We start from the raw sequence: 15,498 nt of genomic DNA on the forward strand, positions 1-15,498 counted from the left end.
AAAATATTGTATACTGTAAACGTATTCAAAAAACTTGGGGTGAAAAAAATGACAAATAAATTACCGGAAAATTTCTTCTGGGGTAATTCAACTTCAAGTATGCAAACTGAGGGTGCTTGGAATGTCGGTGGTAAAGGTAAATCCGTTTATGATGTGAGACCAGCTACAGAGAATTCTTCTGATTGGCACGATGCTATTGATGAGTATCATCGTTACAATGAGGATTTTGATTTGATGGCCAAGCAAGGAATGAATTGCTACCGTTTCCAAATTTCTTGGAGCCGTGTAAATCCTACTGGCGATGGTGATTTCAATGAAGAGGGCATTGAATTCTATAATGAGTTGATTGATGCTTTGTTAGCCAAGAATATTACACCGATGATTTGTTTGTATCATTTCGATATGCCATTGAATTTGGCCGAGAAATATAATGGATTTTTGTCACGTCATGTGGTGGATGCATTTGTTCGTTATAGTACTGAAATGGTTAAACGTTTTGGTGATCGTGTGAAATATTGGATTACATTTAATGAACAAAATCTTTATTCAATGAGTGAAGCTTTCAGAATTGCTGGCTATTTAAAGGGCGATGAGACTGATGATGAGTTGTATCAAATCAGTCATCACGTTATGTTGGCTCATGCAGGTGTTGCTAATTACATTCATGAGAATACGGATTGTCAAATTGGTGGGATGTTGGCATACAGTGAGGTCTATCCAGCATCACCAAATCCTAAAGGTATTTTGTACGCTCGTCAAATCAATGAGTTTCTTAATCGTAATTTGTTGGACGTATTCGTTTATGGACGTTATTCAAATGAAGTTTTGACCTTTGTCAAAAATCACCACATTAATATGGATTATCAACCAGATGATGATAAAGTTTTAATCAAAGTAACATCCGATTTCATTGCTTTCAGTTATTATCGTAGCGATACGATCAGTTCTGAAATGGTTCCTGAAGGAACTATTCCAAATTATTACCTTGATAAAGGAGTCAAGAAGAATCCTTTCTTAGAGACATCAGAATTTGGTTGGCAAATTGATCCATTAGGTTTCAGAGATATTTTGACAAAAGTCTACAACGAATATGGTGTACCAATGTTCCCAATTGAAAATGGAATCGGTGTTCGTGAAGAATTCGATGGCAGCGAAATTGAGGATGACTATCGAATTAAATATCACCGTGACCATATTCAAGCTATGGAAGATGCAATTTTTGAGGACGGCGTTGAAGTTCTAGGCTACTTGGGGTGGGGGTTAATTGATATCCCTAGTTCAAGTGGAAATATGGACAAGCGTTACGGAACGGTTTACGTCAACCGTACGAACCATGATCTCAAGGATATGAAACGTGTGCCAAAGAAGAGTTATTGGTGGTTGAAGCACGTTATCAAAACTAATGGAGGTGATTTAGCAGATTTGAAGTAATTAACTGATTTAAAAAACTTTTTCGGGAGCGAAAGTATGTCATTACAGAATTCAAAAGCTGCAGATAAGTTTGCGACCTTTGCAGCCAAAATGGGTGCCCAAATTCATTTACGTTCATTACGTGATGCGTTTGCCACTATCATGCCGCTATATATTCTTGCTGGATTAGCGGTTCTATTAAATAACACGGTCTTTACTTGGATCTTTAAAGGTAAGACATTATTGCATGTTCAATATTGGGGAACCTTATTGAGTAATGCGACACTAAATATTTCAGGTATTTTAATTGCAGCTATGATTGGTTACTGTTTAGCTAAAAACAGACGTTTTGACAATCCAATTTCTGCTGCATTGGTATCAATGTCTGCTTTGGTAACTATGATGCCAAATACAGTTAAATTAATTCCAGATGGTGCTAAAAAAGCAGTCGATGTTTCAGCTGTTTTACCATTTACTAATCTAGGTACAGGAGCAATGTTTGCCGGTGTTATCGTTGGTTTGATTGCTACTGAAGCCTTTGTCAGAATCTCTAGAATTAAGAAGTTACAAGTTCATTTAGGTGAAAATGTTCCACCAGCTGTTGGTAAATCATTCGATGTTTTGATTCCTATGATCATCGTCTTATCATGCTCAGCGATTATTTCAGCACTACTTTACAATTTATCAGGAATGAATTTGATCAACTTGATCACAACATTCATTCAAGAACCACTCCGTCACATTGGAACAGGTATCTGGGGAGTTATCATTCTTTACTCACTAGGTAACTTACTTTGGTTATTCGGTATTCACCAATCAGTTATTTACAGTTCAATTCTAGAACCACTTTTGATCATCAATATTACACAAAATATTGCCGCATATAATGCCGGTAAAGCAATTCCTAATATTATCAATGTTTCCCAAGTTCAAACTTACGGTTTGATGGGTGGTTCTGGTTCAACACTTTGTTTACTAGTTGCTACATTCCTAGTTGGACACAGTGCTGTAACTAAGAACGTTGCTAAATTATCAATTGCACCTGGATTCTTTAACATCAACGAACCTGTTATCTTCGGTTATCCAATCGTTTATAATATTTCACTAGCTATTCCATTTGTACTTGTACCTGTTATGGGTCTTGTAATTAGTTATGTAACAACTGTTTTAGGTTGGATGAGCCCATGTGTTATCCAAGTTCCATGGACTACGCCAATTGGATTCAGTGCCTTCCTAGCTACTGCAGGTGACTGGCGTGCTGTTGTTATTCAATTGATTACCTTTGTATTAGGCGTTCTAGTATACATTCCATTCGTTATGATCAACGATAAGGTTCTTTCAAAAGAAAACCAAGGTATGGACGTCAAAGAAGCTTAGTTAAATATTTCTTAACTTATACTCTATGAATTTTTTAAATTCATAGAGTATTTTTTTGCTTAAAAAAGCTAATCAATTTGATGAATAATACGTGAAACTAATATGCCATTTGCAATAAATATTAGTAATGAATAAGTAAGTAGCTATTTTTATGATATTAATTATTAGAGAATGTACGTTTTAAAATTTGAACAAAGTTTTATCTACATGATGAAATTTTCAAATTAATTAAAGGCCGTTTGATTTGTTGGTAGGCTTCATATGAGCTCTTCAAAAAAAATATTATGAAAATAACAATTCTAAATTTTATGAAAAAGGTTTGTGATTAATATATGTATATTAGTAAAAGATTAATATGATCGTATTTAAGATTAAAATTCTTAAATTCAAATTAATGAGTGATAAGTGACAAAGCCTATGGCAAGTAAGAAAGACAGGCGTTTATTAATCGTGAACACTTTGAAGAATCACTATTTCCGTTTAAAATAGCAATGTGAGCTATGTCACAAAATACTATTGATTTTTGTAAATGTAACCGTTATCATGAAAATGAATCGATGGAAAAGGAGAAAATAATGTAGCGATGGTAGGTGTTATTAAAGAATAAAGGGTATGAAGAACCTTCTATAAAGAATTGAAATCATTGCTGAAGAATTAAGCATTCTTTCTACAGTGGTTTTGGAATCACATAAATTGGAGGGAGGAACTTGAGATGAAAAAGAGCTTATCTCAGTCTGCTTATGGTGGCATATCGGGTGAAAAATATGTACCGTATGTGACTGATAAAGATAATCATGGTGGCAGCTCAGTTGTAATGATCATGGGTGCCATATTAGCAGTTATTTTTGCCGCTTCAACAGCATATTCAGGTATGAAAGCTGGATTAACCGTTGCGGCTGGTATTCCTGGATCAATTATTGGATCAGGACTTATTGCCGCTTTTACTAAAAAGAAGGGCATGCTGGGGAAGAATTTATTACAAGGAATGTCTAGTGGTGGTGAATCAATCGCCAGTGGAATGATTTATGTTTTACCCGCCATTATTATTATTGGTGGTCGTGTCAACTTCATTGCAGGAGTTTTAGTTGGAGCTTTGGCTGTATTATTTGCAATTGGTACAGCTTCATTAGTTGAAAATTATTTAGTAGTTGAAGAACACGGAAAATTAGTTTATCCAGAATCGATGGCCATTTCAGAAGCCTTAGTTGCTTCCGAAGTTGGTGGTGATTCTTTGAAATTCATGGGAATTGGTTTTGGTATTGGTGGTTTATTGACGCTTTTAACAACACAAGTTTTCGGTTGGGTCAATAGTACGATCACTTATGTAGGTAATTCCTTCTATCGTTGGAAGATGTCGACAGAAGTTAATCCCATGTTAGCCGGTATTGGATTTGTTGTAGGACTGGATGTTGCTTTGACGATGTTTGCTGGTTCGATTCTATCCAACTTCGCGATAACTCCGTTAATTGCTAACTTTACTCAAATGGCAACTAATAATGCGAAGGATTGGAATGATGTAACAGTTCTTGTTAACCAGATGGGCGTTGATCAAGTTGCCGGTTCCTATTCGAAATATATTGGTGCTGGTATAATGCTTTGCGGTGGTATTGTCGGAGCTGTTAAGTTGATTCCAGTTATTGTTACATCCATTAAGAAAACTTTGAATGCCAGAAACGGTGGTAATGATGATCGTAACATGTTAGGTATTTGGTCATTAGTAATCGCTGTTGTTGCAATTTTTGTTGTTGGTTTCTTCGTTTCTGGTAACATCGCTATGGCTATTGCTGGTGGAATTCTTTCTATTATTTTGGCATTACTATTCGTTATTGTATCTGCTAGATTAGCCGGAACGATTGGTTGTTCAAATGCACCGGTTTCAGGAATGACAATTGCTTCATTAGTTATCATGACATTAGTCTTTGTTATCTTTGGATGGAAGAGTAATGCTGATAATCAGATCCTTCTATTGTTTGGTGTCTTCATTGTTACCGCCATTTCTGTTGGTGGTGCTTATATGCAGACTCAAAAAGTTAGTTTCGTTATCGGTGGTAATAAGAATGAAATGATGAAATACTTCATGATCGCCGCAATGATTGGTGTTATCGTGGTTGTTGGTACTACCGTTATTCTTGAACCTCAACTAAAGATTACAGGTTCAAATCCACCATTCGGTATGCCACAAGCAAACTTGATTGCTACTTTGACAACTGGAATCATGTCAGGAAATCTTCCTTGGATCATGATCATTATCGGAGTTGTCATGGCGATTGTTTGTTGGATGTTAGGTCTATCAATTATGACAGTTGCCTTAGGATTTTATCTACCAATTTCAACAACTTCAATTATCCTAGTTGGTGCTTTGATCAAATTATTAATTGATAAAGTAACAAAAGATAAAGAGTTGAAGAATAGACGTATCCAAAGTGGTGTCAGTTTATCATCAGGTTTAATCGCCGGTGGTTCAATTATTGGATTGATCGGAATCATCCTACATGTTACAGGGGTACTTGGAGACAAGACTCCAGCCGGCTTTGCTGGTAGTAATGAAATGGGCTTGATTTTGTTAGCAGTCTTGATTATTGCTATTATCATTCCATTGTTAAATATCAAAAAGGAAGCAAAATAAGTAAGGGGCGATGAAAATGGCTAAACGTCCAGAGTTAACTGAAGAAGATTTGAAACACATGGTATTTCAGAAAAATCCTGAAGTAACCTATAAGAGAAAAGCAGGGATTATAACAATTGTTCGGGAACAGAATCATCCGATTCAAAAATTTTTCCGTAAATTGCATATGCATATTCCTGAAGAGTCTTATCTAGAAATGGATGAGTATGGCAGCTATGTTTTCACTAAGGTTAATGGACGTCGTAACGCCTATGAAATTGGTAAAGAGCTCGCTGAAAAGTTTCCAGATACTGATAAATATCGTTACACAAGATTAGTTTTATTTTTGCAACAAATTGAGAGTGTCGACCACCTAATAGAACGAGTATCATAATAATTAAATAATCATAATTTTTATTAATGGGGGATATTAAAATGACAGATCGTATTGAATTATCAGCATGTACATCAATCATGGTTGGTAAGAAAGCTTCAATGGATGGAGCAACTTATATTTCAAGAAACGAAGATCGATTGAATGCTATTTATAGAAAACGTATCATCGTTCAACCAGCTGTTTCTGGACGTGACGCAACTTATGTTTCACCATACAATAAGATGACAGCACCATATCCTACAAGTGGCTACCGTTACACATCAACACTTGATGCTGATCAAAGTACAGGTCCTAATGAAGAAGATGGTTTCAACGAAAAGAACGTTGGTATGAGTGCTACAGAAAGTGTTTATGCCAATGAAAAAGTTTTAGCTTTCGATCCATATGTTAAAAATGGACTAGCTGAAGATTCACTAGCAACATTAGTTTTGCCATACATTAATTCAGCTCGTGATGGAGTTAAATATCTTGGTAGATTAGTTGCTAAGTATGGTTCTGCCGAAGGTAACGGACTTCAATTCAATGATAAAGATGAAGTTTGGTACATGGAAGTAGTAACAGGACATCAATGGGTTGCTGTACGTATTCCTGATGACTGTTATGCCGTAGCCGCTAACCAAGTAGCTATTCAAGATATCGATTTTAATGACCCTGACAACTATATGTGGGCTGACGGAATTCAAGAGTTTGTTTCAGAACATAACTTGAATCCAGACTTTGATCGTTGGGACTTCAGACATATCTTCGGAACAGATACTGAGAAGGATCATCATTACAACACACCAAGAGTATGGTTTGCACAACGTTATTTGAATCCATCAATTGAACAAGATCCAGAATCAGCTGAACTACCATTTATCAGAAAAGCTGAAAAGAAGATTGCCGTTGAAGACATTCAATATCTATTGAAGTCACATTACAATGAAACAAAATATGATCCACTAGGTAGTGGTAGCGAGCATGACAAGAAGACATACCGTGCTATTTCACTATCAAGAACAGCAAATTCTCACATTCTTCAAATGAGAGATTCAGACAAGAATGGAGCTGCTGGAGTAGAGTGGACAGGATTTGGAATTCCAAGCTTCTGCCCACAAGTACCATTCTTTACAAATGCTAATGATATTGATGAATCATACAGTTATACACCAGAGAAGATGGATTTAAAGAGTGCATATTGGATGTATGAAGCTTTAGCAATGGTAGTAGAAAGCCATTATAAGGAATTTGTAGAACCAAACTTGGATTATCAAAAAGCCTTATCAGAATGGGCAAGAAGAAGGATTGCTGCAGTAGATGAAAAAGCGGTTAAGATGACAGGAGATGCCTTAACAGATTATCTAACAGAGCAAAACCATGAGATTGTAAAACATTACAATGAAGAGACAATGAAACACCTAGCAGATTTGGTAACACAAGGAACAGAATTAAGTAAACTAACATTCAAGATGGATCCAAATCTATAGAGAGCATAACAGGGCGGTTAGACTACGAGGATTTGCCTAAGTCCTGGAATCACCCGCGAACCGTGCGAGTAATTTCAAGACTGTAGCAAACCGGAAGGAATTGGCCTGCACAGCTCGTTTCCACTATCAAACATAGAACCATGGTTGTAAAAAAAACAGAAGAATGATTATTCCAAACAGAGCCAACAATCCCGGACAAAACCAAGAATTCATAACATATCAAAATCCTTCAATCCAAAATTAAAAATAAGACATAGATAACACTTGCGTTTAAAAAGAGCTCTGTAAGAAATAGACGCAGTAAGAATAATCATTCTATCTAAAAACAAAAAAACGGCAAATGTTGTATCAAACATTTGTCGTTTTTTCTTTTCAGAAAATACTAATCGTAATAAAATAGTGATGAATTTAACAAATAAAAAATGTAAACTTATAAATAATATGGTAAATCGGGAGTAATTTATATGAAAGAATTACGTTTTAAAAGTGTTTTCGACATAATTGGACCGGTTATGGTGGGCCCAAGTAGCTCACATACTGCGGGTGCAGCCAGAATTGGTAAAGTTGTTCATGATATTTTTGGTGAGAAACCTGACAGAGTAACTATCTATTTATATGAATCTTTTGCTAAAACTTATCGAGGTCATGGAACTGATGTTGCTTTAGTTGGTGGGCTTCTTGGTATGGAACCAGATGATAAAAGATTGGCAGATTCTTTAAAGATAGCTTATGAACAAGGAATCAAAGTTGCTTTTGTTCCAAAGAGTGACAAAGTTGATCATCCTAATACAGCTAAAATTAGATTAGTTAAAGGTGATCATGATTTAACTGTGACGGGGGTTTCTATTGGTGGAGGAAATATTCAAATTTCAGAAATCAACGGTTTTAAGATGTCACTTAGTTTAGGAACACCAACCTATATCACGGTACATCAAGATGTTGCTGGGATGATTGCTAAAGTTACTGACGTTTTCTCAAATTTTGACATTAATATCGGAACTATGACTGTTACTAGAACTTCTAAAGGTGAGAAGGCCATCATGATCATTGAAGTTGATGAACGTCGTCAACGTGATGAAATTTTACAGAAATTACGTGTATTACCAAACGTTGATAATGCTACATATTTTGAATAGGAGTAACACTGATGTTTTATACAATTAAAGAATTAGTCAAACAAAGTGCTGGTTATGATTCTGTCGCTGACCTAATGGTACAAACAGAAATGGAAAATACTGATCGTAGCAAGGAATTTATTCGTTCAACGATGGAACATAATCTGGAAGTTATGGAAAACTCTATTAAAGAAGGCGTTGCTGGTGTTAAATCGGTAACCGGTTTAACTGGTGGTGATGCTAAAAAGATGAATGCTTATATCGAAAAAGGGGATTTTTTGAGTGGCAAACCAATTTTGGAAGCTGTTCGAAATGCGGTGGCTGTCAATGAAGTCAATGCCAAGATGGGCTTGATCTGTGCGACTCCAACCGCTGGTAGTGCCGGTGTTTTAGCTGGCGTTCTAGTAGCGACTAGAGATCGACTCCATCTAACTCGAGATCAACAAGTTGATTTCTTATTTACTGCTGGAGCTTTTGGATTGGTAATTGCTAATAATTCATCAATTGCTGGTGCTGAAGGTGGTTGTCAGGCTGAAGTGGGTTCCGCTGCCGCAATGGCTTCGGCGGCCTTGGTTTGTGCTAAAGGTGGGACAGCCCAAATGGCAGCCGAGGCTATTTCCATTACTTTACAAAATATGATGGGCTTAGTTTGTGATCCTGTGGCTGGATTAGTGGAAGTACCTTGTGTTAAACGTAATGCCTTAGGGGCATCTCAAGCAATGATTTCAGCTGATATGGCCCTGGCAGGAATCACAAGTGTTATCCCAACCGACGAAGTGGTTGAAGCTATGCATCAAGTGGGACAAAGGATGCCTTCTATTTTTAAAGAAACCGCTGAAGGTGGTCTAGCAACAACACCAACAGCTTTGAAGTTAAAAAAAGAAATTTTTGGTGAATAGAAAAGCGTAATTTATTAATGATGTACAAAAATCTACTATATTTTAGGAGTCTACTTTTAGATAAAAATACATATTAACTTTACGAATGTTTTATCATTTTCTACGATATCCACAGCTGAACATATGATTTGAAACTAATTTTGTGGGAAGACAAATCTCAAATAATGGCACTTAAATAGATTTTTAAAGTTGAAAGAGCAAATCTTTCAGCTTTTTTGATTATTCAGAAGTAAACTATTATATAAGAAAATTTTTTAATGGAAGGAATTTTATTAATGAAAAGACATACGCATGCAGCATGTACCTCAGTTATGGTGGGTAAAAAGGCCTCAATTGATGGTTCTAATTACATAGCTCGGAATGAAGATAATTTTGTAGCTAATTGGCCTAAGAAGTTTTATGTACAAAAGGCGGTTCAGAATCGTCATGAGACTTATGTTTCACCATACAATAAACTAACTGTTGAACTGCCAGAAAATGGTTATCGTTATACGACTTCTCCAGATGCTAATCAGGATGAAGGTTATTATGAGGAAGATGGTATCAACGAAAAGAATGTAGGAATGAGTGCAACTGAAAGTGTTACTGCTAACGAAAAAGTTCTGGCATACGATCCTTTGATTGAAAACGGAGTAGCTGAGGATTCCATAACTACTTTAGTATTGCCATATATCAATTCCGCACGTGAAGGCGTTGAATATTTAGGGAATTTGATTGCTAAGTATGGTTCTACCGAAAGTAATGGTGTTGAGTTCTTTGACAAAGATGATATTTGGTATATGGAAATTGCTACAGGTCATCATTGGGTTGCTATTCGTATTCCTGACGATTCTTATGCCGTAGCCGCTAATCAAATTGGTATTGAAAAAATTGATTTTTCTGATCCAGAGAATTATATGTGGTCTGAAGGTATTCAAGAGTTCGTTGCTAAAAATAATTTGAATCCAGACTTTGATAGTTGGAATTTCAGACATATTTTTGGAACTGATACTAAAAAGGATCGTCACTACAACACACCACGTGTTTGGTACGGTCAAAAAATGTTGAATCCATCTATTGAACAGAATCCAGAATCATCTGATTTGCCATTCTTGAGAAAACCAGAGAAAAAGATTTCTGTTGAAGATATTCAAGCTATCTTGGCATCACATTATAATGAAACAAAATTCGATCCTTTGGGTAGTGGTAGTGAAGAGGACAAGAAACGTTATCGTGCAATTTGCTTATCAAGAACTATGAACTCACATATTTTGCAAATGCGTGAGACTGATAATGGTAACCAGGCAATTGAATGGAAAGGCCTAGGGATGCCTTGTTTCAGTGCTTACGTACCATTCTTTACCAATGCCAATGCAATTGATGAATCGTACAGCTTTGTACCAGAAAAAATGAATTTGGATAGTGCTTATTGGTTATACACAGCCTTGGAGTTTGTTGTGGAAAGTCACTATCAAGAATTTGTTGAACCAAACCTAGATTATCAAAAAGAATTAGCTCAATGGGCACGTCAAAAGATAGCAGAAGTGGACAAAGAGTCCCAGAATCTTTCAGGAGCTGATTTAACAGATTACTTGACTGATCAGAATAAAGTTATTGCTAAACACTTTAATGAAGCTACTAAAGCCCATCTGGCTGATTTAGCTACACAAGGAACGGAGTTAAGTAAATTAACATTTAAGATGGATCCAAATCTTTAGAGAGTGAAGCAAGGACGACCAGCTTGTTTCCATAATAACAACAAAACAACCTAGTGCAATGACCACATTTGATGGTTATCGTTCTAGGTTGTTTTTGATTTAAAAATATTATTTAACTTGATAACGTAAAATGGTTTTACGTTTATCGGGGGCTACACGTCGAGCATCTGACAAATAGATTTCACGATGAATTTTAGATGCGCGTTGCTTATTTTGTTTAGAAACAAATTGATCAATTTGTTCAAAACTAGCGGGTTCGTCATCGTAACTACCTACGTGTAAAATTTGAGCTACTTTCACTGCGGGATAAGTTTTAATCTCTAATTTATCTAATTCTGAAGGATTCTTCTTTTCTTTAACGGTCTCTAAAGCTGTAGCAATTATGTTATCTGGTACAAAATCAGGAATACGGATCATAATATCATAACTAAATTCGTTTTTATCCAGATGGTCTAGTTGCTGTCCTTTAGCGGTTAAAGACCAAACGCCTTCTAGTGGAAAAACGACATAATCGTCAAACTCTAAATTTTTATCAACGGCATATTTTCTATAAGCCGCTTTGATGCCGTAGGCTACAGGATATAGCGTCTGAATTTTCTTGCTGAATTCAGGTCCATTAGGATCACCTATGCCGTGAAGGGAAGTGAACCTCTGACTTTGAATTGATAAAATTTGAGGATTTCTTTTAGTTGAATATAATTCTTTTTCTTGTTTGCGCCATTCATATTTCATGAAAGTTGGCCTCCAGAATACTGTTTAAAATGTATTCTATACTTTTATCATTGGGTAGCCAATGGTGTCTTTGACGTTTCTGTTTGTTGTTGTAGAGCAATCAAAGCAGAACCGCTACTGATAGTTTCATCTGGTTCGGATTCGATACGGAAGTAGTCTTTACTATTAGTAATGATGACCATGACGGTATCATCGAGTCCCTTATCTTGGATGACTTTAGGATCAAAGGTACCTAATAGATCACCTTTAGCGACTTCTTGATTCATTTTAACGGCAGTAGTAAAACCTTTTCCATTTAAAGAAACTGTATCAATACCAATGTGGACTAATATTTCAATACCGCTATCAGTTGTTAATCCATAAGCATGACCGGTCTCAGCCACAACGTTTAACTTACCCGATTGGGGAGCCTAAATGTTGATTTTTCCAGTTGCCTTAGGTTTGATAGCAATTCCTTCACCCATCATCTTAGATGAAAAAACAGGATCGTTGACAGTTTTCAAATCGACGGTTTGACCATCAATCGGTGCATAAACAGTATTATCTTGAACAGGATCTTTATCTTTAGTATCAGCTACTAAGATTTCCTTTGGAATAGCAAACATATTAGTAGCAATAAATGCTATTACAACGGTTAATAAAGAAACAATTGTGTAAATGATTAAATCACGAGCATTGTAAATGTACATTAGATAAGAAGGTACAACGGCCAATCCATATGAGTTGGCAGCGACTTTGAAAATACTTAGAATAGCTGCACTGAAGCCGCTAGTTAGGACTGTGACAATCAATGGTCTGAAGTTGTATCTAATAAGAATACCAAAAAGCGTTGGTTCAGAAACACCGAATAGTTGTGATGAAAAGGCTCCAACAAAGGTTGCTTTAGCTTTTTTAGATTTAGTCCTCATAATCATAGCCAGAGCAACACCAACATTGGCAAAGCCATACATAGCTTCCAAAACAATTAATGGGTTCAAATGAGTTGCGGCTAGAAGTGATGTTTCGATAGCAATCATCATTTGATGAATACCAACTAGGACCATTAGTGGATAGGCAGCACCAATCAAGAAACCACCAATACCAAATGGTAAACCAATAACACCTTCGACACCGGCAACCATGAGATTTTCAATCCAATGAACAATAGGTCCAACGCCAAGAATCATGATACCAAAAGTTAAAAGCATGGTTAAAAAGGGCGTGATAATCTGATCTAACACATTAGGAACATGTTTGTGGAAATAATTTTCCATTTTGGCACCAATAAAACCAGCAACTAAAGCAGTTAAAACAGATCCTTGACTACCAATAACGGGGATGTGACCGAAAAGCATAATAGCTTTAGCAGAACCACCGGCAACATCATAGGCATTTGGTAGATTAGGTGAGACAAGCATCAAACCAATAACGATACCAATGATGGGAGTTCCTTTGAAGTATCTGAAAGTGGACCAAACAATTAAAGCTGGTAAAAATGAGAAGACAGTTCCAGTTAAAACAGATATTACGGTATTGACGTTAGCAGGAATATCTGATGGAACGACACCGAATAACTTTAGAACTTGTGCATTAGTGAAAGCACTCTGGAGTCCTAAGAAAAGACCAGTTGCGGCAATAACCGGAATGATAGGAATGAAGATACCAGATAACATTGCCATGAATCTTTGCAATTTAGTTTTATTGGAATTATCGTCATTTTCTGTAGTATCGACGTTATCTTTTCCGTAAATAGCATTAACAGTGCCTAATTTATCTATTGCGGCATAGACATCATTAACTAGACCAGTACCGATAATAACCTGATATTGACCTGAACCAAAGAAGACACCTTTGACGAGATCAAGATTTTCAATTTTTTTATCATCAATTTGTTTGCGATTCTTAACAACGAAACGTAGTCTTGTTTGGCAATGTGTAACAGATTCAATATTGTCGACACCTACAAGGTCAACGATTTGTTGTGCTAATTTACTATAATCTTTAGCCATGGTTTTTCACCTCAATGAGAACTGCTTGATATGGAAGCAATTCCTCTGATTTTAGATCTGAATAATTGTTTAAAAGAACTTTACCTAAGGGAAGCTGAATTTGCTTAGCTTGAGAACTAAGATTGACGAATACTTGTGCGTGTTGACCGCGTTGATAAGTGATGACGCTTGAAGTGGAATTCTTGATTGGAATGAAGTCACCATTCAATAGGTCATCATTAAGTGATGAAGTCTGTCTGATTTGGATCATTGCACGATAAAAGTTCAAAATCGAAGTTTCATCTTTATCTTCAGTATGCCAATTTATTTGAGGATTATGTTTGCCTAAACCAATCCAGGTTTTGTGACCAGTATTGAACCCATCATTGATTTCATTACTCCAAGGATATGGCAGACGAGCGTTGTCACGAGAACGATCATTGACAAATTTAAGTGCCTCTTTAGCACTGAAACCCTCTTCAATAGCTCGATAATAGTTATCAGGACTAGAGATGTCATTGAATTGTTTGATAGAAGTTCTCTGCGCGTTTTGAACTCCTAGCTCTTGACCTTGATAAATGAAGGGGCAACCTCTGAGAAAAAAGAAGAGCGTTGCTAGAGCTTTAGCACCAACTTTATTGCGATAGGCGGGATCCTTAATGTACTTGTTGATACTACGTGGTTGATCGTGGTTCTCTAAGAAATTAGCACCCCAACCGTACTTTTGAATCGCCAACTGACTCTTGATAATGGCTTCATTTAATTCTTGGACAGTCCAGTTAGTTTGGTGATACCATTCTGAACCGGAACGGACATCAATGTCAGCGTAATGAAAATCAAAGATCATTGAGAAATAACCTTTTTTGCCGATGAATTTATCTAGTTGGTCGTATTGAACGCCACTAGCCTCACCAATTGTCACAGCATTAGCTGGTTTGAAGGTATGTTCATTCAACTCATTTAGAAAGACGTTAATACCGGGACGATTTTCAGCTTTACGCTTAACTTTACCTAGACCATCATTACCGTCAGGTGTAATTGAGGCAAAATCTTGATCCTTTTTGATAAAAGTGATGGCATCAATTCTGAAACCGGCAATACCTTTTTTTAGCCACCAATTGATCATGTCGTAAAGGGCAAAGCGTAATTCTTTATTTTCCCAGTTTAAGTCAGGTTGTTGTTTAGAAAAGACATGATGATAATAAAGATTGTTTTCGCCAGGTACTAATGTCCAAGAGGAACCTTTTCCAAAATTGGAACGCCAGTTGTTAGGTGGTAAATTATTTTTACCTTCTTTAAAAATATAAAAATTGCGGTAGGGACTATTGGGATTTTTAATAGCATCTTGGAACCAATAGTGTTGATTAGAAGTATGATTGAGCACTAAGTCCATAATAATTTTGATGTTCAAATCTTTGGCTTTTTGAATTAATTCATCTAAATCCTTCATAGTGCCAAACATTGGATTGATGGCCTTGTAGTCTGAAATATCATAACCATTATCGACCATTGGTGATTGATAAACTGGGGATAACCAAATAGTTGTGATTCCTAGAGTATGAATCTTGGGTAATTCTTGAATGATACCGCGAATATCACCGATACCATCGTTATTTGAATCTTTGAATGAGGCGGGATAAATTTGATAAAAAATTTCCTTCTTCCACCAATTATTATTTGTTGATAGCATAAATATTTTCTCCATTCATATATGGAATCGATTCCATATTAGTTATAAAAAAATGCTTAAGCACTTTTTCGAATTATCAATTTTAATTGGCTGTACGATAAATAGAGTTGATAGGCATTTTGCCATCAACTCTATTTTTGTAT

General features: G+C 36.2%; 10 protein-coding genes and 1 pseudogene. 8 read left to right on the forward strand and 3 right to left on the reverse strand.

Annotated features, from left to right (window positions below; translation table 11 throughout):
• Positions 1-48 precede the first annotated feature (48 nt).
• The 8 genes from FD33_RS05490 to FD33_RS05525 all read left to right on the forward strand — a co-directional run bounded on the left by FD33_RS05490 (position 49) and on the right by FD33_RS05525 (position 10,966).
• Positions 49-1,431, forward strand: a complete 1,383-nt coding sequence (locus tag FD33_RS05490; protein ID WP_025084533.1) for a glycoside hydrolase family 1 protein — start codon at positions 49-51, stop codon at positions 1,429-1,431.
• Positions 1,432-1,467: 36 nt separating this feature from the next.
• A complete protein-coding gene (locus FD33_RS05495; RefSeq protein ID WP_025084532.1) occupies positions 1,468-2,787 on the forward strand; it encodes a PTS sugar transporter subunit IIC in 1,320 nt (439 codons plus the stop codon).
• A gap of 712 nt (positions 2,788-3,499) precedes the next feature.
• Positions 3,500-5,413, forward strand: a complete 1,914-nt coding sequence (locus FD33_RS05500; RefSeq protein WP_025084531.1) for an OPT/YSL family transporter — start codon at positions 3,500-3,502, stop codon at positions 5,411-5,413.
• A 16-nt stretch (positions 5,414-5,429) separates the two neighbouring features.
• The gene (locus tag FD33_RS05505; RefSeq protein ID WP_025084530.1) at positions 5,430-5,786 is read left to right on the forward strand and encodes a PqqD family peptide modification chaperone; all 357 of its coding nucleotides are present in this window, start codon (positions 5,430-5,432) and stop codon (positions 5,784-5,786) included.
• 41 nt (positions 5,787-5,827) lie between these two features.
• Complete coding sequence (locus FD33_RS05510) at positions 5,828-7,255, forward strand: C69 family dipeptidase (RefSeq protein WP_025084529.1); 1,428 nt, start codon at positions 5,828-5,830, stop codon at positions 7,253-7,255.
• A 464-nt stretch (positions 7,256-7,719) separates the two neighbouring features.
• Entirely contained in the window at positions 7,720-8,391 is a 672-nt protein-coding gene (gene sdaAB / locus FD33_RS05515; RefSeq protein WP_025084528.1) for an L-serine ammonia-lyase, iron-sulfur-dependent subunit beta, read from the forward strand.
• A gap of 11 nt (positions 8,392-8,402) precedes the next feature.
• Positions 8,403-9,269 carry an L-serine ammonia-lyase, iron-sulfur-dependent, subunit alpha gene (gene sdaAA, locus FD33_RS05520; protein ID WP_025084527.1) on the forward strand — a complete coding sequence of 289 codons (867 nt, stop codon included), beginning with the start codon at positions 8,403-8,405 and terminating at the stop codon, positions 9,267-9,269.
• 275 nt (positions 9,270-9,544) lie between these two features.
• Positions 9,545-10,966, forward strand: coding sequence for a C69 family dipeptidase (locus tag FD33_RS05525; RefSeq protein WP_025084526.1), 1,422 nt, complete (start codon positions 9,545-9,547; stop codon positions 10,964-10,966).
• 108 nt (positions 10,967-11,074) lie between these two features.
• On the opposite strand, the gene FD33_RS05530 is transcribed toward FD33_RS05525, so the two are convergent.
• The 3 genes and pseudogenes from FD33_RS05530 to FD33_RS05540 all read right to left on the reverse strand — a co-directional run bounded on the left by FD33_RS05530 (position 11,075) and on the right by FD33_RS05540 (position 15,355).
• Entirely contained in the window at positions 11,075-11,698 is a 624-nt protein-coding gene (locus FD33_RS05530; RefSeq protein ID WP_025084525.1) for a GyrI-like domain-containing protein, read from the reverse strand.
• A 47-nt stretch (positions 11,699-11,745) separates the two neighbouring features.
• Positions 11,746-13,686 (reverse strand): annotated as a pseudogene (locus FD33_RS05535) (sucrose-specific PTS transporter subunit IIBC).
• A complete protein-coding gene (locus tag FD33_RS05540) occupies positions 13,679-15,355 on the reverse strand; it encodes an alpha-glucosidase (protein ID WP_056955827.1) in 1,677 nt (558 codons plus the stop codon). The pseudogene FD33_RS05535 and the gene FD33_RS05540 overlap by 8 nt, the downstream one beginning before the upstream one ends.
• Between the last annotated feature and the right edge of the window lie 143 nt (positions 15,356-15,498).

Origin of the sequence: Companilactobacillus paralimentarius DSM 13238 = JCM 10415 (assembly GCF_001434985.1) — a bacterium.
Taxonomy (GTDB): Bacteria; Bacillota; Bacilli; order Lactobacillales; family Lactobacillaceae; genus Companilactobacillus; species Companilactobacillus paralimentarius.

Bases quoted from the DNA above. Each gene is read 5' to 3' on its own strand.
- FD33_RS05490 (WP_025084533.1), top strand. From the start codon at position 49: ATGACAAATAAATTACCGGAAAATTTCTTCTGGGGTAATTCAACTTCA.
- FD33_RS05495 (WP_025084532.1), top strand. From the start codon at position 1,468: ATGTCATTACAGAATTCAAAAGCTGCAGATAAGTTTGCGACCTTTGCA.
- FD33_RS05500 (WP_025084531.1), top strand. From the start codon at position 3,500: ATGAAAAAGAGCTTATCTCAGTCTGCTTATGGTGGCATATCGGGTGAA.
- FD33_RS05505 (WP_025084530.1), top strand. From the start codon at position 5,430: ATGGCTAAACGTCCAGAGTTAACTGAAGAAGATTTGAAACACATGGTA.
- FD33_RS05510 (WP_025084529.1), top strand. From the start codon at position 5,828: ATGACAGATCGTATTGAATTATCAGCATGTACATCAATCATGGTTGGT.
- sdaAB (WP_025084528.1), top strand. From the start codon at position 7,720: ATGAAAGAATTACGTTTTAAAAGTGTTTTCGACATAATTGGACCGGTT.
- sdaAA (WP_025084527.1), top strand. From the start codon at position 8,403: ATGTTTTATACAATTAAAGAATTAGTCAAACAAAGTGCTGGTTATGAT.
- FD33_RS05525 (WP_025084526.1), top strand. From the start codon at position 9,545: ATGAAAAGACATACGCATGCAGCATGTACCTCAGTTATGGTGGGTAAA.
- FD33_RS05530 (WP_025084525.1), bottom strand. From the start codon at position 11,698: ATGAAATATGAATGGCGCAAACAAGAAAAAGAATTATATTCAACTAAA.
- FD33_RS05540 (WP_056955827.1), bottom strand. From the start codon at position 15,355: ATGCTATCAACAAATAATAATTGGTGGAAGAAGGAAATTTTTTATCAA.